18 protein-coding genes and 1 pseudogene are annotated in these 17988 nt (G+C 44.6%); 8 read left to right on the top strand and 11 right to left on the bottom strand.

Annotated elements, in window-relative coordinates; all coding sequences use genetic code 11:
* Positions 1–4: 4 nt before the first annotated feature.
* Genes BS63_RS0101105 through yjbM form a run of 3 tightly spaced genes read right to left on the bottom strand, consistent with a single transcriptional unit; the run spans position 5 to position 2374 of the window.
* On the bottom strand, positions 5–895 hold the full coding sequence (locus BS63_RS0101105) for an RluA family pseudouridine synthase (protein WP_002963161.1): 891 nt from the start codon (positions 893–895) through the stop codon (positions 5–7).
* Positions 892–1734, bottom strand: coding sequence for an NAD kinase (locus tag BS63_RS0101100; RefSeq protein ID WP_019771073.1), 843 nt, complete (start codon positions 1732–1734; stop codon positions 892–894). The genes BS63_RS0101105 and BS63_RS0101100 overlap by 4 nt, the downstream gene beginning before the upstream one ends.
* The gene (gene yjbM, locus BS63_RS0101095) at positions 1709–2374 is read right to left on the bottom strand and encodes a GTP diphosphokinase (protein WP_002963163.1); all 666 of its coding nucleotides are present in this window, start codon (positions 2372–2374) and stop codon (positions 1709–1711) included. The genes BS63_RS0101100 and yjbM overlap by 26 nt, the downstream gene beginning before the upstream one ends.
* A 128-nt stretch (positions 2375–2502) precedes the next feature.
* Here yjbM and BS63_RS0101090 point away from each other — a divergent pair, with 128 nt between their 5' ends.
* The 6 genes from BS63_RS0101090 (at position 2503) to BS63_RS0101065 (ending at position 8169) form a co-directional block, all read left to right on the top strand.
* The gene (locus tag BS63_RS0101090; RefSeq protein ID WP_002963164.1) at positions 2503–3075 is read left to right on the top strand and encodes a CYTH domain-containing protein; all 573 of its coding nucleotides are present in this window, start codon (positions 2503–2505) and stop codon (positions 3073–3075) included.
* 957 nt (positions 3076–4032) lie between these two features.
* Complete coding sequence (locus BS63_RS0101085) at positions 4033–4998, top strand: ribose-phosphate diphosphokinase (RefSeq protein WP_002963254.1); 966 nt, start codon at positions 4033–4035, stop codon at positions 4996–4998.
* Between the two features lies 1 nt (position 4999).
* The gene (locus tag BS63_RS0101080; protein WP_002963252.1) at positions 5000–6121 is read left to right on the top strand and encodes a cysteine desulfurase family protein; all 1122 of its coding nucleotides are present in this window, start codon (positions 5000–5002) and stop codon (positions 6119–6121) included.
* Positions 6122–6130: 9 nt separating this feature from the next.
* Complete coding sequence (locus tag BS63_RS0101075) at positions 6131–6478, top strand: DUF1831 domain-containing protein (protein ID WP_002963250.1); 348 nt, start codon at positions 6131–6133, stop codon at positions 6476–6478.
* A gap of 279 nt (positions 6479–6757) precedes the next feature.
* Complete coding sequence (locus BS63_RS0101070; RefSeq protein ID WP_002963248.1) at positions 6758–7396, top strand: redox-sensing transcriptional repressor Rex; 639 nt, start codon at positions 6758–6760, stop codon at positions 7394–7396.
* Positions 7397–7476: 80 nt separating this feature from the next.
* Positions 7477–8169 (top strand): gamma-glutamyl-gamma-aminobutyrate hydrolase family protein, encoded by a 693-nt coding sequence (locus BS63_RS0101065; protein ID WP_002963247.1) that lies wholly within the window; start codon positions 7477–7479, stop codon positions 8167–8169.
* Positions 8170–8310: 141 nt separating this feature from the next.
* Here the strand turns inward: BS63_RS0101065 and radC are convergent, their stop codons facing one another.
* From radC to rimM, 8 genes are all read right to left on the bottom strand, one after another.
* Positions 8311–9006, bottom strand: coding sequence for a RadC family protein (gene radC / locus BS63_RS0101060; protein WP_019769661.1), 696 nt, complete (start codon positions 9004–9006; stop codon positions 8311–8313).
* 166 nt (positions 9007–9172) lie between these two features.
* Entirely contained in the window at positions 9173–11131 is a 1959-nt protein-coding gene (locus BS63_RS0101055) for a PTS fructose transporter subunit IIABC (protein WP_002963244.1), read from the bottom strand.
* Positions 11128–12039, bottom strand: coding sequence for a 1-phosphofructokinase (pfkB, locus tag BS63_RS0101050; protein ID WP_002963243.1), 912 nt, complete (start codon positions 12037–12039; stop codon positions 11128–11130). The genes BS63_RS0101055 and pfkB overlap by 4 nt, the downstream gene beginning before the upstream one ends.
* Positions 12036–12779, bottom strand: coding sequence for a DeoR/GlpR family DNA-binding transcription regulator (locus tag BS63_RS0101045; RefSeq protein ID WP_282705100.1), 744 nt, complete (start codon positions 12777–12779; stop codon positions 12036–12038). The genes pfkB and BS63_RS0101045 overlap by 4 nt, the downstream gene beginning before the upstream one ends.
* A 375-nt stretch (positions 12780–13154) precedes the next feature.
* Positions 13155–13859, bottom strand: a complete 705-nt coding sequence (locus BS63_RS0101040; protein ID WP_002963241.1) for a GNAT family N-acetyltransferase — start codon at positions 13857–13859, stop codon at positions 13155–13157.
* A gap of 570 nt (positions 13860–14429) precedes the next feature.
* The gene (locus BS63_RS0101035; RefSeq protein WP_019776517.1) at positions 14430–15428 is read right to left on the bottom strand and encodes an NAD(P)/FAD-dependent oxidoreductase; all 999 of its coding nucleotides are present in this window, start codon (positions 15426–15428) and stop codon (positions 14430–14432) included.
* Positions 15421–16161 carry a tRNA (guanosine(37)-N1)-methyltransferase TrmD gene (trmD, locus tag BS63_RS0101030; protein WP_002959660.1) on the bottom strand — a complete coding sequence of 247 codons (741 nt, stop codon included), beginning with the start codon at positions 16159–16161 and terminating at the stop codon, positions 15421–15423. Before trmD ends, BS63_RS0101035 begins: the two co-directional genes overlap by 8 nt.
* Positions 16151–16672: a ribosome maturation factor RimM gene (rimM, locus tag BS63_RS0101025; protein ID WP_002959661.1), complete on the bottom strand. Its 522-nt coding sequence runs from the start codon at positions 16670–16672 to the stop codon at positions 16151–16153. The genes trmD and rimM overlap by 11 nt, the downstream gene beginning before the upstream one ends.
* Before the next feature lie 546 nt (positions 16673–17218).
* Between rimM and BS63_RS0101015 the strand changes: the two are divergent.
* Both BS63_RS0101015 and BS63_RS0101010 read left to right on the top strand, forming a co-directional pair.
* Positions 17219–17682, top strand: a pseudogene (locus BS63_RS0101015) (DUF3290 family protein).
* Between the two features lie 41 nt (positions 17683–17723).
* A partial coding sequence (locus BS63_RS0101010) for a helix-turn-helix domain-containing protein (RefSeq protein WP_032798524.1) occupies positions 17724–17988 on the top strand: 265 nt, incomplete at its 3' end.

The raw sequence follows: 17988 nt of genomic DNA, 5'->3' as shown, positions 1-17988 counted from the left end.
TCTTCTATATTTTTTGCAAACCTATGATAACGTTTTCAAGGTCATCTGTCAAGCTCGCTTCATAATGCCTCTCCTGATTTGTAAAAGGGTCAGTAAATCGTAATGAATAACAATGGAGAGCCTGACGGTCGATTCCAAAGTCCATAGAGCCACCGTAAAGATCATCTCCCAAGAGAGGCTGACCAATGTGGGAAAAATGCACGCGAATCTGGTGAGTCCGACCCGTATGAAGCTGGATATCTACAAGTTTAACCTGACCAAAACGATGGAGCACACGATAACTAGTATGGGCATACTTGCCCGAGGTATGGACCTGACGGGTGATAATGCTATCAGACTCTCTGGCTATGGGAGCAATGATTTCCCCTTCATCTGGTAGGTCCTCTGCTCCAGACACTAAGGCATAATAGCGTTTCTCAATGGACCTAGCTTGGAGAGCCTTATCCATCCGAGAATGGGCATAACTATGTTTGGCAAAGAGCATGAGGCCGCTGGTATCTCTATCGAGACGGGTGACAATATGAATTTGTTGATTTTCATACCCCTGCTCCCGATAGTAGGCCTTGACAAAATTAGCCATGGTTTCCGAATGGAGAATACTGGGAATACTGGCATAGCCAGCCGGCTTATTGACTAGCAAAAAATTAGCATCTTCCGCAACTATTTCCAGTGGATATTGGATAGGCAGAAGATGGGGACTACCTACTTCTGCTGGAATATCGACAGTCACTTTATCTCCTGAAGCCAATAAATAAATGGCATTTTGCTCAATGCCATTTACCCAGATATGTCCGCCCTGATATTTAATCCTAGCCAAAAGTCCCTTTGAAATCCCATGTCCTCTGAGGAAGGTCTTAATCTTGCAGGACCGGTCAGCAATAAATTCAAATCTCACGCTTCTACCTCACCAATAAAGGCATCCTTAACCCTTTCCCAGAAACCGGTATGGTGGGGAGTTGATAGGAAGCTGATTTTCTTATCGTCCAGTGAAAATTCCATCTTGGCTACATTGCGATAACTGTAAGATTTATTATCGAAAGAGACTGTGTAGGAACCAACTCGTTTGGGAACGATGGTTACAGTTTCGCCTTTTGGAATAATAGCCGAACTCCCTAGAGTTCGATAAACTCGGTTGTTGAGGCTGGCAATCTCGGTCATCTGGAAGGCTTCAACAGTAGGGTGGAGAACGGCTCCACCGATGGATTTATTGTAGGCGGTGCTGCCCGTTGGCGTCGAAACAGTGATGCCATCACCGCGAAAACGCTCCAGAAGAGTGCCGTTGATGGAAACATCCGCTACCATGGTCTTCTCCAGACGGCGCAGACTGGCTTCATTGAGGGCCCGAGCTGTGACAACCCGACCATCTGCCATGGTAACGGTCACTCGCAAGAGGGGGTAGGAAATTTTTTCGCCTCGGTCATTTCGGAGATTTTTCAAAAAGGTATCAACTTCAAAATCTCGATAATCAGTATAGAAGCCTAGGTGCCCCGTATGAATCCCGACAAAACGCACCTTGTCCAAGGTTTTTTCATACATGTGAAAGGCCGACAAAAGCATGCCATCGCCACCAATGGAAATGACGATATCCGGATTATCCTTACTAAGATAGAAATCTCGGTCATGTTTGAGGGCGCTAAAAATCTTGGAGGCTACTCGTTTACTTTGGTACTTACCATTAGCAATGATAGCTACCCGAGTCTGCTGGGGCCTACCTGTATAATTCATCTGTGTCATCACTATTTCCTACACCATCACTTAGTTTTCTGCTGAGAGGGTCAAAGAGAAGCTGGGCTTCCTTGATGTCGTCTCGAATTTTACGCATCTCTTCGTCCAATTCGCGCGCTATCCTTGAGGTCACCTCTAAGCGTTGCTTGATTTCCTCTGGAAAGTCTCCCTTATACTTGTAATTGAGCGAATGCTCAATGGTCGCCCAAAAATTCATAGCTAAGGTTCTGATTTGAATCTCGGCTAGAACTGTCTTCTGACCATCAATAGTATCGACGGGATACTCAATAATCACGTGATAAGAGCGGTAACCGCTGGCCTTACGATTATTGATGTAGTCCCGCTCTTGAATAATGGTCATGTCATGACGGCGCCGAATCAAGTCCAAGACCTCTTGAACATCGTCAACAAACTGCACCATAATCCTAACACCGGCGATATCCTGCATATCTTCAGCCAGATGTTTCTCCTTAATGCCACGTAGGAGCATTTTCTCTTTGATACTCTCAATCGGCTTGACCCGACCAGTCACAAACTCGATAGGGGAGTGATGATTTTGCTTGCGAAACTGTTTACGGATACCACGAAATTTAATTTTTAACTCACCAACGGCCTGAATATAGGGGTCTAAAAAGGCTTCCCATTCCATATTTCTCTGATTTAAACTCCTGTGTTTTCTGGGCCAATTACAGCCGAACCTTGTCATTTAGCCCACATTTTTATAGAATTAGTTTAAGTAAAATTATACCATAAAAAGGCTTGTAAAGGAAAATCAAGATGAACCATTTGGAAATCGAATATAAATCCATGCTCAATAAGGCAGAATTTAATCGCATGGAAACGTTATTCTCCCACGTCCCAGCGATTACCCAGACCAACTATTATTTCGATACCGATGACTATATCATGCGAAAAAAGCGGCTTTCGTTGCGGATTCGCACCTTTGAAAAGGGAGCAGAATTAACCCTGAAAATTCCTAAAGAGGTAGGAACTTTGGAACATAATATCGACCTCAGTCGCCAGGAGGCTAGGAGTATTATTGAGTCCTGCCATTTTCCTGACAATGCCATCAAATCCTTGATTGTTGAGCAGGGTGTTGATTGTAATCAATTAAAAAATTTGGGCCATCTAACAACTGTCCGGCGGGAAAAAGAGACCTCCATCGGACTCATGGCTCTGGATAAGAACAACTATGCTGGACGAATTGATTATGAGTTGGAGCTTGAGGTTGAGAATGCTGACAAGGGCAAGACTGACTTTGAAACCTTCTTGCTTGAAAACGATATTGACCTCAAATATGCAAAGAGCAAGGTTGCCCGCTTCTGCTCCACTTTGAAACAGAAAGATTAAGGGCTAATACTCTTTGAAATTCAAAATTAGCAATTTGTTATCTCAATATGGCCATATCTGGAAAATGAAAATAAATCATTAACTAATGGAGTCATTCTAAAAGCGATACTTTCGCCAAAGTGGTATTCTTAGCAACAAGTACAGTTATTGCTAAGAACGGAAATTTTGAGAGGGATTTAGTCCGGCGGACTAAATCTGCCTGAGCTTAAAAACTCGAAAGCGAAGGGGCTCAAAATTTATCACGGGGCAAAGCCATCAGCTACTAAAGTAGCGATGTCTAACGCCAATCTCAATAGTGATTGGCTAGCCCCCTGATTAACTCGGTTAGGCCAGTAAAATCGACTAGCCTAACCTCATGTCGTAATGAAACTCCGGAATTGAACTCGCCTACACCACTGTGGAAAAAGAGAGGTGGCTGTTTTGACTTTAGTCAATCTACAGCCGCGGCTACCTTGAGGTATAAATCTGCCTTGGAGATCTGTTGCTCCTACGCCAAATTTCCTGCCTCACCTTCCTATTTTCGAGTTCGGGTAAAAAAGGTCTCCCAGACCTTTTTAATCCTTTGTGGCGCTTAACGGTTCTGTATCTTGCCAGGAGTTTGCTTGCGTCCGAACTTTTAAACGACATTCCCTTTTCAAAATCGATACTATTTTGAAAAGGGAATTAGTAAGGTAGCTAGGTAAGTCGCCATAGCGATTACCGTAGTTCATCAGTGATTTTTAATCGCTGATGAACTTGCTACGTTAGAAAGTATCAAAGATGCTAACTTTGATTTTAATTGGGTATAATAGCGATAAAGGGCTGTAAAAATCGGCCTTTTTTGGTACAATAAATAAGGAAAATTTTCAAGATTTCAAGGTAAGTAGCTGGCAAAAGCCACTCCTAGTTCATCTTGAATTTCTTGCTAACCATAAGGCCTCACGGCCCTTAGCTTATTCAAAGGAGAATGACACTGTCATGGTAGAAACTAGTACCCCAAAATTATTCTCGCTGACTTCTAACACTGCTATTGCAGAAAAAATTTCGAAAGCAGCCGGAATCCCGCTTAGTAAATTGTCCTCTAAGCAATTTTCTGACGGCGAAATTATGATTAACATTGAAGAAAGTGTCCGTGGCTTTGACATTTATGTTGTTCAATCGACTAGCTTCCCTGTTAACGATAACCTTTGGGAACTTCTGATTATGATTGATGCCTGTAAGCGGGCATCTGCAAATTCAGTCAATATTATCCTGCCTTACTTCGGCTATGCTCGCCAAGACCGTATTGCCCAGCAACGTGAGCCTATTACCGCGAAATTAGTTGCTAATATGTTGGTTAAGGCTGGAGCCGACCGTATCCTGACGCTCGATTTACATGCTGTTCAGGTCCAAGGCTTCTTTGACATCCCAGTTGACAACCTCTTTACTGTCCCCCTCTTTGCAGAGCGTTACATCCACATGGGTCTCAAGGGGACTGATGTTGTCGTCGTCAGTCCTAAAAATTCTGGCATCAAACGGGCTCGCAGCTTGGCAGAATACTTAGATGCTCCAATCGCAATTATCGACTATGCTCAAGATGATGCGCAGCGCGAAGAAGGTTATATTATCGGTGAAGTTGCTGGTAAGAAGGCTATCTTGATTGATGATATCCTCAATACTGGTAAAACCTTTGCTGAAGCGGCTAAAATCGTTGAGCGTGGTGGTGCTTCCGAAATCTATGCGGTAGCTAGCCATGGTCTCTTTGCTGGTGGAGCGGCAGACATCTTGGAGTCCTCACCGATTAAAGAGATTCTTGTGACTGACTCCGTAGCCACTAAAGAAAGAGTCAGCAGCAATACCACCTACATCACAGCTAGCGAGTTGATTGGTAATGCTATCACACGGATCCACAACCACAAGCCACTCAGCCCACTCTTTACCTACACTTCTGAAGACGAGGATTAAGATGATTTATCTTGATAATGCGGCGACAACTCCTTTGACGCCAGCCGTTATCCAATCAATGGCAGCGGTTATGTCCGACAACTTTGGCAACCCCTCCAGTATCCATGCTTATGGACGAAAGGCTAGCCATCTCTTGCGGGATGGCCGTCTTACTATCGCCAAAATTTTGGGCACTCAGCCACGAAATCTGATTTTCACCTCTGGTGCAACCGAAAGCAATAACATGGCCATCCAAGGCTATGCTCTAGCCAATCAGGACAAGGGAAAACACCTGATTACAACAGCTATTGAGCACCACTCGGTTCTCCATGTTATGGACTATCTGGAAAAACGCTTTGGTTTTCAAGTGACCTACCTGCAACCTGATGAAAATCACCAGTTTAGCCCAGAAGCTCTCAAGGCCGCCCTGCGGGAGGACACTATCTTGGTTTCAACTATGTTGGCCAACAATGAAACTGGTGACCTCCTTCCCATTGCCGAATTCGCTCAAGTCTTGGCCAACCACCAGGCCGTCTTTCATGTTGATGCCGTTCAGGCCACGGGGAAAATTCCTGTTCGTCCGGAAGGATTGGGCGTGGATTTTCTCTCAGCTTCGGCCCACAAGTTTCATGGGCCCAAGGGCGTGGGCTTCCTTTATGCTAAGCCCCATCACATGGATAATCTTCTACACGGTGGCGAACAAGAGGAAAAAAGACGGGCCAGCACCGAGAATATGATTGGTATCACTGGGATGGCACAGGCGTTCAAAGAAGCCGACCAACTGCAAGAAGAAAATTATCAAAAGATCAGCCAGCTTGGCGAGGATTTTCTCAAGCAATTGAGCCAAAAGGGCGTGGACTACTACCTCAATGGTGGTCCCAATCGTCTACCCCATGTCATCAATATCGGCTTTCCCGGCCAAAACAATGGTCTTCTGTTGACCCAGCTGGACCTGGCTGGCTTTGCTGTCTCAACAGGTTCTGCCTGTACCGCAGGAACAGTCGAGCCCAGCCATGTCTTGCAGGCCTTCTACGGGACTGATTCTCCCCGCCTGAGCGAATCCATTCGCATCAGCCTATCGGACCTCAATACCTCTGAGGAATTAAGCCAGCTGGCAACAAAATTAAAAGAAATTATAGGATAATACAATACCATGGCATTTGAAAAATCTATTCACTTGGACGACTGCAAATACACCTATACCATCAGTCCCAATATTAAAAAATATACCTTGAGAGATACGACCTTTGAACCCAACAAACTCGGCCACTATGAGTTAAACCGTCTTCTTGAAGAAAATCCTAACTCTGGACAAGGCTTCCCTCTTAAAATCACTATCAATAAGGATCTAAGCTCCTTCAAACTCAGCGTAACCGATCAATCAGGCCTGCGCCTGGTCAATATCTTCAAGAATGACAAGCTGTCCATCATCCAAGACAAGTTCTACTTCCTCATGGATAGCCTGGTTGAAAGAGACATCTTTACTAAAAGCGAAGACTAAAGTTTGAGTCTCGAGGGTTTGCAAAGGTGCCAATGTCCTAGTAAAACTAAGCTTTATACCTGACTACCTCAGGCAAGAGTTCTAGGAGCTTAACATCATTTTTCCTTGAGATCTGACTACCTCCGAAGGGCTCCCTAAGCTATCCAAATAGGCCTTAAGCTCTTATACGAAAATCCTATGTTAGCTTAGGATTTTTTTATCGCTATTTTGTTGCAGTTTTCACAAACTTGTTCTACAATTAACTTAGAATTACTCGCAATAAGATTGGAGATAGTTAAGATGACTATTGATAAATCTATTCCCAAAGCGACAGCTAAACGTCTATCGCTTTATTACAGAACCTTTAAACGTTTTTATGCTGAGGATATCGTTAAAGCCAGCTCTAAGCAGATTGCTGAGGCCATCGGAATTGATTCGGCAACGGTTCGACGGGACTTCTCCTACTTCGGTGAGCTTGGTCGACGAGGTTTTGGCTACGATGTCAAGAAGCTGATGAATTTTTTTGCTGATATTCTTAACGACAATTCTATTACCAATGTCGCCCTTGTCGGTTGCGGTAATATGGGACGGGCCCTGCTTCACTACCGCTTTCATGAGCGCAATAAGATGCAGATTGTCATGGCCTTCGATACCGATGATAATGAGTTGGTCGATACTAAGACCGATGATGGTATTCCTATCTATGGTATTTCCACTATCAAAGAAAGGCTTAAAGGCACCGATTGCCAAACTGCAATTTTGACGGTTCCTAGTGTCAAGGCACAAGAAGTTGCCAATCAGTTAGTCAATGCCGGTATCAAGGGAATCCTGAGCTTTTCTCCGGTCAATCTCAGTCTTCCCAAAGGAGTCTTTGTCCAATATGTAGACCTGACTAGCGAACTCCAAACTCTGCTTTATTTCATGAATCAGGATCACTAAAGATAATGTAAAAACCACCAATCACCTGAAAACTTTCAGGTGATTTATCAATAGACATACTTCCCCAGGAGGTTTCTTTAATGAAGAAAAAACCTATTATTGGTATTACAACAAACGAAAGACCGAATAGTGATAATATTATCACTAGCTATGCTCCCAAGGGCTTCGTTCAGGCCGTCCAAAGAGCTGGCGGTATTCCGCTACTTCTACCTATCGGTTCTATGGATGAGGCAATTGAATATGTTGGCATGGTGGATAAGATTTTGCTGATTGGCGGACAAAATGTTGACCCAGAATTTTATCATGAAACCAAGCAGGCCTTGGATGATGATTTTTCCCACCGTCGAGATATGTTTGAATTTTCTATTATTGATGAAGCTATTCGCCAAAGGAAACCCATTTTTTCTGTCTGCCGCGGTACTCAACTGATGAATGTAGCTCTTGGGGGCAATCTCAATCAGGCTATCGAAAATCATTGGCAGGACGCACCGACTGACTACCTCTACCACAAAATGACCGTCAAGCCTAATACCAAGTTAGCGGAAATCTACGGCTCTGAGACCACAATTAACTCTTTCCACCATCAGAGCATCAAGGAGCTTTCTCCCTATCTAGATGTGATTGCTGAAGACCCTAAGGATTCAACCATTGAGGCCGTCGCTTCCAACCATCCTGATATTCATTTCTTAGGTGTCCAATGGCATCCTGAGCATTTGATTGGCAGTCGTCAAGCAGATCAAGAGCTCTTCGACTATTTTGTCAATGAATTATAGTGAGTAAAGTAATCGGGAGTTGGGCGTAGACAACTGAACCGCTCCTTTTCGTTGGAATAAAGTCAATTATAAACGCTTTTAATTTTTAACCAGACAGTTTTTGGGCCGTCTGGTCTTTTTTATTGACAATGACGAATTTCCCTAGACTGGTATATCAATAATTATATCCGTCTCCTCCCGAAAGCTATAGTAATTATCAGAGCCAACAATAATGTGGTCCAAAAAGGCTAGGCCCAAATCATCACAGCAACGCTTAATTTTTTCGGTAAAGGCAATATCATACCGACTGGGATCCGGTTGACCCGAAGGGTGATTATGCACAACAATGACCGAAGTCGCCATAAAACGACAAGCATAGTGCAAAATCTCCCTTGGCTCAGCAATGGAACGTTGAACACTCCCGATAAATATAGTCTGCTGCTTAATCAAGCGATTCTGGGTATCCAGATAAAGGGCGATGAGGTGCTCCTGTCGCTTATCCCGCAATTCAGCCATCATCTTCTTAGCCAATCGGTCGCTTGAGATTATTCGCTCAGATTTCTCAGGCAGAGTCTGATTGACCCTCTTAGCAAACTCCAAGGCTGCCTTGAGTTCAATAGACTTAACCCGACCGATACCAGGGATAGCCTGAAGCTCTTCAAGTGAGAGACTTCTAAAATCTGCTAGACTACCAGTTTCTTCTAAAATATTATTGGCCAAGGTCAAGACATGGTGCTGTCTCGTACCTGTTCGCAAAAGAATTGCCAAGAGCTCCTGATTACTCAGGTTCTCAGCACCTAGATTCACTAAGCGTTCTCTTGGTCGCATGGCCTCTTCATGAATTTCTACACTATACATCATTTACCTCCTAACTCTCTATTCGTAAAGAAAAGAAAAAATCCTTTCAACTTGACTCGGTTGAAAGGACTTTTGATAGGTAACTAAAGCTCATAATCAATAAAAATTAAAATTTTCAAATCGCAAATGGACTTTAGCTCATATAGCCTGAGACTTTCGCAGTCACTCAAGCCTCTTGTTCTTTACGTAAAGCGCCAAAGACGACACCGGAAATGATGGCTCCAATAGCGACAAAGATGAGGTAGAGCCACCAGTTCGTGGTCAGGGCGATAACAAAGATACCACCGTGGGGAGCCAAGAGCTTGATACCTGCAGCGCCAACTAGGGCACCCGTAATCGCTGAGCCCAGCATAAAGCTCGGGATAGCACGGCCTGGGTCAGCCGCACCAAATGGGATAGCCCCTTCGGTGATGAAGGACAGCCCCATGACAATATTGGTCAAACCAGAATCACGTTCTTCCTTGTTGAATTTTTGTGGGAAGAGACGGGTAGCGACAAAGACTGCCAAAGGCGGAACCATACCACCAGCCATAACGGCTGCCATAACCACCGTACCACCATGGGCGAGGGCATTAGGGTCGGCTAGGGTACCAGTTGCAAAGACATAGGCTGCCTTGTTGAAAGGTCCACCCATGTCGATAGCCATCATGGCACCGACAATCAAACCAAGAAGAAGAGCTGAGCTTCCTGACAGACCTTCGAGAAAGTTACTCAAGGCTGTATTGATAGCTCCCATTGGTACATTGACCAAAAGCATAAGAAAGCCGGTAATCCCAACACCCAAAAGAGGCAAGAGTAAGATAGACTTGATACCTTCCAGAGAGCGTGGAACCTTGACATATTTTTTGAGGAGCAGGGCGACGCCACCTGCTAGGAAACCACCAACCAAAGCTCCAAGGAAGCCTGATGGAATCAGTTTGCTTTCATCAGCACCAATCATATTGATGGCATAACCAACCTTGGCGATATAACCAGCTGTCACACCAGCTACCAAACCAGGTTTTTCAGCAATTGAATAAGCAATGTAACCAGCTAGGATTGGCAACATGAAGAAGAAGGCTGCACCACCAATTTGGTTGAAGATTGCTGCAGCGGCATGATAGTGTCCCAAATCAGATAAATGACTTTGTGGAACTCCCATAAAGTTATCAATCAGGAAAGAAATGGCTGTAATGATACCGCCACCGATAACGAAAGGCAGCATTTGAGAAACACCGCTCATGAGATGCTTGTAAAAAGCTGCACCCAGACCAGTCTTTTCACCAGAATCGCTGGCAGCTGTGCTAGCTTCTCCTGCTGCTGCGTGGTAGGTTTCTGCCTTGCCATCAAGAATGGTATTAATCAATTCTTCTGGCTTCTTAATCCCTTCGGCTACTGGTCGGGAAATCAAGGGCTTACCATCGAAACGAGGCATTTCCACAGCCTTATCGGCTGCGACGATAACACCCTTAGCTCGCTTAATTTCATCAGCAGTCAATGGAGTTCCGACACCTGAGGCACCGTTGGTTTCAACCCGAACATTGACTCCCATTTCTTGCCCTTGTTTAATCAGGGCTTCTTCAGCCATGTAGGTGTGGGCGATACCAGTTGTACAAGCGGTAACGGCGACTACCAATGGTTTGTCATCATCAGTTACTGGAGCTGCCTTGCTAGCTGCCTCAGCCTTGTTTTCCTCTTCTGCTGCATCGAAGGTCGCAATGACTTCGTCAGGACTGGTGACTTGTCGTAATTTATCAGCAAAGCCGTCCTTCATCAGATACTTGGACAATTCAGCCAGGGCAGCCAAGTGGGTATCGTTGGCTCCATCTGGAGCTGCAATCATAAAGAAGAGGTCAGTTGGTTGCCCATCTAGCGACTCATAATCAACTCCCTTGGCTGATTTAGCAAAGAGAACGGTTGCTTCCTTAACAGCAGCATTCTTACTGTGGGGCATGGCAATCCCATCCCCTAAACCAGTTGAGGTTTGTGCTTCCCGGTTCATGATACCCTCTTTGAAGGTATCAAAATCGGTGACAATACCCTTGTCAACCAGATTGGAAATCATTTCATCAATGGCAGCTTCCTTGGTGGTCGCTTGCAAATCCATGATCATGACTTCCTTTCTCAAGACGTCTTGAATTTTCATAGTTTTTCTACCTCTACTTTTTGATAAGTTTCTTTAATAAAATCAATGCTGGCCAGGTCATCCGAGAAGGCTGTCGATGTTCCGCAGGCCACACCCCACTTGAGGGCCTCAATAGGGTCAGCAGATTTGACAAATTCTCCCGTGAAGCCTGCCACCATAGAATCACCAGCCCCAACAGAGTTCTTGACTTGACCCTTGATTGGTTTGGCAAAATAAGCAGCTTCTGGTGTCACCAAGAGGGCTCCATCACCCGCCATGGAAATGATAACGTTCTGAGCCCCCTTGGCTAGGATTTCTCTCGCATATTTTTCAACGTCAGCTAGACCATCCAACTTAACATTAAAGATTGCTTCCAACTCATGGTTGTTGGGCTTAACCAAGAGGGGCTGATAATTGAGAGCATCCAGAAGGGTTTGGCCTTCAAAGTCACAAACCACCTGAGCTCCTGCTTCTTTAGCGACAGGAATCAGACGATTATAAACCTGGTTACCCAGATTAGCTGGGGCAGAACCCGCAAAGACAACTGTATCCTCAGCTGAAAGTCCTGAAAGAATGGCTTCCAATTGGGCCAACTGATCTGGACTGATTTGCGGACCTGTACCGTTAATTTCCGTCTCGTCATCTGCCTTGATTTTGACGTTGATGCGGGTATCTTGGTCCACTTGGACAAATTTTGTAGCGATAGCTTCAGCCTTGAGACCATCTTCAACAAACTTGCCGGTGAAACCACCTAGAAAGCCGGTCGCAGTATTTTCTACGCCCAGACGTTGCAAAATCCGACTAACATTGATGCCCTTACCGCCTGCAAACTTATCATCGCTGGTCATGCGGTTGACGCTACCGACAACAACCTTGTCCAAACGAACGATATAGTCAATGGAGGGGTTAAGGGTTACCGTATAAATCATACTTCAATCACCTTCGTTTTATCTTTTAGCGTATTGACGATTGGTTTTGAGGAGCGATTGATAATTAAGGTCACTTCCTCAAGTCTAGCAAATTTAGCAAAATAGATTTTCTCCAGCTTGCTAGAATCTGTCAGGATAAAGGTTTCCTTACTATTAGCAATGACCGTTTCCTTGATAGCTCCCTCATAGATATCCGGCGTTGTGAGATTATCACAGTCCACACCATTGGTTCCTAGAAAGGCCCGGTCAAAGTTAAGTTGGCTGAGCTGCTGAACCGCAATTGGGCCAACATTGGCATCGGTTGGAATCTTGACATCGCCACCAATCATGACCGTCGGGATCTGCCGTTCAACCAGCTTGATGGCATGGTGGATAGAATTGGTCACCACCGTAATGTCAATGCGATTTAAGCAATCGACCAGAAGTTCATTGGTCGTTCCCGCTTCGATAAAGATAACATCACCTTGGCAAATCCGCTCCTTAGCGGCATGCGCAATTAACTTCTTTTCTTGAACGTTTTTGATAGCTTTCTGCTGGACACTCAGTTCCTCTTGCAGGCTGTGCAATTTTTCAGCGCCACCGTGAATACGGTGCAACTTATGCTCAGCCTCAAGCTCATCCAAATCACGACGAACAGTCGATTCAGATGACTTTAGCAAAGATACCAAATGGTCCAAGGTTACAAAATCAGCTTGATTAAGTTGGTCCATAATCAGCCGTTTTCGCTCCGACTTAAGAATACCAACACCTCCTTTGCAACCGTTTACATTTTTATTATAAGACTATTCCCACCAATGTCAAGCATTTTCCGTCAAAAACTTTCAATTCATACTGAGTTAAAATCGGAACTCTCAATTTTGATACTTTCTAACATAGCAAGTTTATCAGTGATTAAAACTCGACCCCTTCTAGCAAGATAGGAGCTCAAAAGAACCGCAAATTAAACTCTCGAACCTCAGAGAGTCTATCTTAGATAAGGCGCTCCTGCAAATGGTCTAGCTCTGATTGCTTCAGGCCAAATACTTTCCTATCAGGGTTTCTGCTTGCTTGTTCTCCCAAGTCTCAAACTTTCATAGGCCTCAAAAGACCTGGGTTTAACCCAAGCCTCCTTCTCACTAATCTGCCTGCCTAAATTCTCTAAGGGACTTAATCTGTTGCCCATCCGCCGTAAAATTATCAGGACTTAACCAAGCTTCTAGGGCCTGCTTATTAGCGGGCCACTCCTCGTCCAAGAGTGAAAGCCAGTCGGTATCACGACTTCTTCCCTTATAGATGGTGGCTTGTCGCCAGGTGCCTTCAAGAGTGAAGCCCAGCCTTTGAGCTGCCTTGCGGGAGCGTTGGTTGAGATGGTCGCACTTCCATTCATAGCGGCGATAGCCCAGCTTTTCAAAGACGTAAGCCATGACTAGGTATTGGGCTTCTGTTGCCAGACGACTTCTTTGCAGGGCAGGGGAATAGATGACCCAGCCCATTTCGACCGAGCGGGCCTGACGATTGAGCCGCATCAGTGAAAAGATACCCACAACCTTTTGGCTGACCTTATCGCGAACAACTAGGTAATAAGGGTCAGCTGATTGAGCCCAGGCCTTGAGCAAGTCGGAAAACTCCTCCTGACTCATCCCGCCCTCAATCGGTAGATAAGTCCAATCAGGAAGATTAGCTCCTGCTCCGAAGAAGGCAAAGAGATCAGCGAAATCCCTTTGGTAATTCAGCTTCTCAACCGAGCAATAGTTACCCTCCAAGCGAGAAATTTCTGGATAGGCTCCCAAGCTAGTATCAATCGGGTCACCAATAGTCTGACCAAATTCATTAACTGGCATAAAAACATCTCCTTTCACAAGATACGACAGAGCAAAGTCATCTAGTTACTAAAAGTAACTGATGACTAACAGCAACTGCCAGGGCAGTTGCTTAGCTCTCTCACTAACTTTCGATAAAGCAGTAGTCTGACTGCTTTATCTCCGTGTCGCAGAGCCCTTAAACACCACACAGGAAAATTGGGAAGGGGACACAGATGCGACTAAGCATCTAGGAAGCTTCTTCTTTTTCCACAGTGGTGTAGGCGAGTTCAATTCAATCAGTTAAGGAAATAGGCCATCAAAATGGCTCTATTTCCTACGGCAACCACTAGGGTGACTTGCCTAAACTGCTTACTAAGTTGGATAAGCGACCATTATCGGCTCGCTTTTCCAACTGTCGCAATTGTTAAGAAAATGGGTCATTAAAGTGTCTCCATTTCCTAGGGCAACCACTAGGGTGGCCTTGTCTAAACTTTTCACTAAGTCCACCAAAGTAACTTATTAAAATTCCGAAGTCCAAAAAGCCAGCTCAAATCAGGAACACTTGTATAAGCGGTCACTCTCGGCCAGCCTTCTGTTGTCTAGATTAGACTAATCCTTAATCAAGGATGTCGAGTGGACAGCCCGATTGTCACGCTCAGGGTAGATATAGTTAATGGCATGATTGATAGCTGTTGGGGCTTCCCCAAAGCCAGTCGCAATCAGGTCAACCTTGCCGTCATAGTCAGCGGCATCACCAATGGCATAGACACCCTCTTGACTGGTTTGAAAAACCGGCGACACAGCGATATTGGTCCGCTTGTAATCAATACCCCAGTTACGCAGGTTCTTGTTGTTGGTCGAAAAACCAAAGCTGACAATCAAAGAATCCAGTTCTAAGTCCACCACTTCATCGGCCTTGACCTTTTGAACCATCAGACCTGTCAAACTTTTGCCATCTCCATGCAATTCCAGAGGAATATAGGGTGTCAAAATCTTGACTGAGGACTGCTGCAAGAGCTCCACACTATGCTCATGAGCCCGAAAGGCATCCCGCCGGTGGACAATGGTCACGCTCTCAGCAATGGGTTCCAAATGCAGGGCCCAATCGACCGCCGAATCTCCGCCACCGCAGATGACCACCCTTTGACCAGCGAATTGATCCAACTTGTGGACATTGTAAAAGAGATTCTTGTCAGCATAGTCTGCTTCCCCCTCAAGACCCAAGGTCCGAGGAGCGAAGGCTCCATTGCCACAGGCAATGATGATAGCCCGCGACCGGTGTTGATCCTTGTTGGTCGCAATAGTGAAGATGCCCTCGGTCTTCTCAAAGCTGAGAACCTCTTCCTTGAGGCAGATTTCCGTCGTATCCTTGAAGCGGTCCAACTGCTCTAAAAGATTCTCAGTCAACTCAACCCCGTTGGTCTTAGGATAGGCGGGAATATCATAAATGACCTTTTCGGGATAGAGGACAGCAGGTTGTCCGCCTAGTTCAGACAGGCTTTCGATAATCTTGACCGTCATGCCACGCAGGCCAGCATAAAAGGCCGCAAAGAGGCCAACTGGCCCTCCGCCAATAATGGTAATATCAGTAATCTTTTGCTCAGTCATTTCTTTCCTCGTTTTCTCTATCTTGAGTCTTGATTTTTTCTAGAAGATCGGCTTCCTCTGGGCTCAGTTGGTAATGGTCCAATAAATCCGGCCGACGTTGCCAGGTCTTGCGAAGACTCTGCTCCAATCGCCAGCGACGAATATTTTCGTGGTGGCCACTCATAAGGACATCAGGGACCGTCATGCCACGAAAATCGTAGGGCCTGGTGTATTGAGGGTACTCCAGCAGACCTGATGAAAAGCTGTCATCCTGATGGCTGGATTCCTTGCCAAGAACCTCTGGAATCAGACGAACAGTCGCATCAACAACGGTCATGGCTGCTAATTCTCCACCGGTTAAGACAAAGTCCCCTAGAGAAACCTCATCGGTCACCAGGGTCTTGATGCGTTCATCATAGCCTTCATAGTGGCCACAGATAAAAATCAGCTGGTCCTCTTGAGCCAGCTCCTCGGCATAGGCCTGGTCAAACTTGCGACCTGCAGGCTCCAGGAGCAAAACTCTAGGCTTGTCTGCTTGAATCTTGGCCATGGTGTCAAAAATTGGCTGAACCCTTAAGAGCATGCCCTGACCGCCCCCATAGGGCTCATCATCAACATGGCGGGACTTCTCCGCATTCTGGCGAAAATTATGGTAGTTGATTTCTAAAAGCCCCTTCTCCTGAGCCTTGCCGACAATGGAGTGCTCCAGTGGGGCAAACATTTCCGGAAAGAGGGTCAGAATATCAATCTTCATCGTCATCCAGTCCTTCTAAAAGTTCGACCTCAACCCGCTGCTCGGCCAAATCAACCTTCTTAACCACTGGCGGAATGTAGGGCAGGAGCAAATCTCGCTTGCCCTTTCGCTTAACCACCCAGACATCATTGGCCCCAGGCTGGAGGATCTCCTTGATCTTGCCGATAAGAACATCATTTTCATAGACAGGCAGACCAATGATTTGGTGGTAGTAAAACTCACCATCGGACAGGTCCGTCAAATTTTCCTCGGCCACCTTGAGGACATGGCCCTTGAATTTCTCAATAGCATTGATATGGTACATGTCCTTGAACTTGATGACATCGAAATTCTTATGCTTGCGGTGACTGGCAATGGTCACCTCCTGCACAAACCTATCCTTATCATCAAAAAGGGCCAGAGTGCTCCCCTTCTTGAAACGCTGATCCGCAAAATCGGTCACCGAAAGAACCCGAATTTCCCCTTGCAAACCTTGGGTATTAACAATGGTTCCAACCTTATAATAATTCATAAATTGTCCTTATTTTTTAGTCTTTCTTAGTATTTTACCACGGCCAAACCATTAAATCAAAGGGAGAAATTGCCAAGCAAAAGTCTGAACCTACTGAAAAAATCATTAAAAAATTTTAGGGGGTTCCAACAAAATCCTAGCCTTTTGAGGGTAGAGTTTCCGAGTTAGCAATTAATATTCCCCAATTATCAACTAACTGAAATTAAGAGCTATCTACAAGACAAGAGACAGCGAGTCTTAGTGATGGCTCAAGAAGAAAATAACCATCCAGATAGTCCAAATGGAGACTGAAAAAATATAGCTTTTAGCTTTTATGGACCTGCTGTAATAAGTAAAAATAATCTGGAAAAACCCAGAGGCATAACCCATTAACTGAATCGGTAATTCTATACTTAAACCGGCTAAGGATAGCGTTAGGATTCCCAATGCTAAGTCAGCCAAGTGCATCCTCGAATAAATTTGCAAGAAAGTCACTGATAAGCTCTCATCTGCAATTGCTTAAAGATTAATTTATAATAGATTGAATTTAAAAAGGTGGAGGTTCTTATGAAATTCTATTCATACGACTATGTTCTCAGTCAGATCAGTCAGCAGAATTGGGCTATGATTATTGTGTCAACGCTCTTAGTAATTGTGACTATTTTTTTTTCGCATTTAAAGCTTTCAAAGATAAAAAAGGAAGCAAGTTCCGTGAATTATTGATTATTTCTATTTTGACTTTAATTGCTTTTGTATTGATTAGTATTACGAATTTCCAAACTAGTCAATACAATGATAATCAATTTCGTAGTTACTTACACTTCATCGAGATTGTATCAAAAGAGTTAGGTGTTGATAAAAAAGATGTTTATGTCAATACTTCAGCTACAACTGATGGAGCTATCATTAAGGTTGGCGATAATTTTTATCGTGCTATTAACGGGACTGACCAAGATAGCTATTTATTAGAAAAAATGGAACTGTATAAATCAGACGTTGAACTGATATACTCCCCATATAGTGGACAGTGAAAAAACAAAAATTCACTAGAAACTATATGAGGAGTTTTTATATGTCCAAAAGAAGTCCAAAATCAGTAGAAGAAAAATGTGACATTGTTCAATTACTTATTAAAGGTGAGCAGTCAGTCAGCCAACTTGCTAAACAGTATAGGATTGCTGGAACCACTGTCAAACGATGGAGAGACAAGTACCAGCAGTATGGAATTGATGGGCTCAAAGAAAGTCACACTTGGCAATCGTACACTTATGAGTTGAAACAAGAGGCTGTAGAAGCCTATCTTGACGGCAAAGGGGCTCTGACTGAAGTCTGTCGAA

It is taken from the genome of Streptococcus sobrinus DSM 20742 = ATCC 33478, assembly GCF_000686605.1.
Lineage (GTDB): Bacteria > Bacillota > Bacilli > Lactobacillales > Streptococcaceae > Streptococcus > Streptococcus sobrinus.
This window is presented reverse-complemented; position numbering and strand designations above follow the sequence as displayed.

Bases quoted from the DNA above. Each gene is read 5' to 3' on its own strand.
- BS63_RS0101070 (WP_002963248.1), top strand. From the start codon at position 6,758: ATGACTATTGATAAATCTATTCCCAAAGCGACAGCTAAACGTCTATCG.
- BS63_RS0101065 (WP_002963247.1), top strand. From the start codon at position 7,477: ATGAAGAAAAAACCTATTATTGGTATTACAACAAACGAAAGACCGAAT.
- yjbM (WP_002963163.1), bottom strand. From the start codon at position 2,374: ATGGAATGGGAAGCCTTTTTAGACCCCTATATTCAGGCCGTTGGTGAG.
- trmD (WP_002959660.1), bottom strand. From the start codon at position 16,161: ATGAAGATTGATATTCTGACCCTCTTTCCGGAAATGTTTGCCCCACTG.
- BS63_RS0101055 (WP_002963244.1), bottom strand. From the start codon at position 11,131: ATGAAAATTCAAGACGTCTTGAGAAAGGAAGTCATGATCATGGATTTG.
- BS63_RS0101075 (WP_002963250.1), top strand. From the start codon at position 6,131: ATGGCATTTGAAAAATCTATTCACTTGGACGACTGCAAATACACCTAT.
- BS63_RS0101080 (WP_002963252.1), top strand. From the start codon at position 5,000: ATGATTTATCTTGATAATGCGGCGACAACTCCTTTGACGCCAGCCGTT.
- BS63_RS0101035 (WP_019776517.1), bottom strand. From the start codon at position 15,428: ATGACTGAGCAAAAGATTACTGATATTACCATTATTGGCGGAGGGCCA.
- BS63_RS0101040 (WP_002963241.1), bottom strand. From the start codon at position 13,859: ATGCCAGTTAATGAATTTGGTCAGACTATTGGTGACCCGATTGATACT.
- rimM (WP_002959661.1), bottom strand. From the start codon at position 16,672: ATGAATTATTATAAGGTTGGAACCATTGTTAATACCCAAGGTTTGCAA.
- BS63_RS0101090 (WP_002963164.1), top strand. From the start codon at position 2,503: ATGAACCATTTGGAAATCGAATATAAATCCATGCTCAATAAGGCAGAA.
- radC (WP_019769661.1), bottom strand. From the start codon at position 9,006: ATGTATAGTGTAGAAATTCATGAAGAGGCCATGCGACCAAGAGAACGC.
- pfkB (WP_002963243.1), bottom strand. From the start codon at position 12,039: ATGATTTATACGGTAACCCTTAACCCCTCCATTGACTATATCGTTCGT.
- BS63_RS0101100 (WP_019771073.1), bottom strand. From the start codon at position 1,734: ATGACACAGATGAATTATACAGGTAGGCCCCAGCAGACTCGGGTAGCT.
- BS63_RS0101085 (WP_002963254.1), top strand. From the start codon at position 4,033: ATGGTAGAAACTAGTACCCCAAAATTATTCTCGCTGACTTCTAACACT.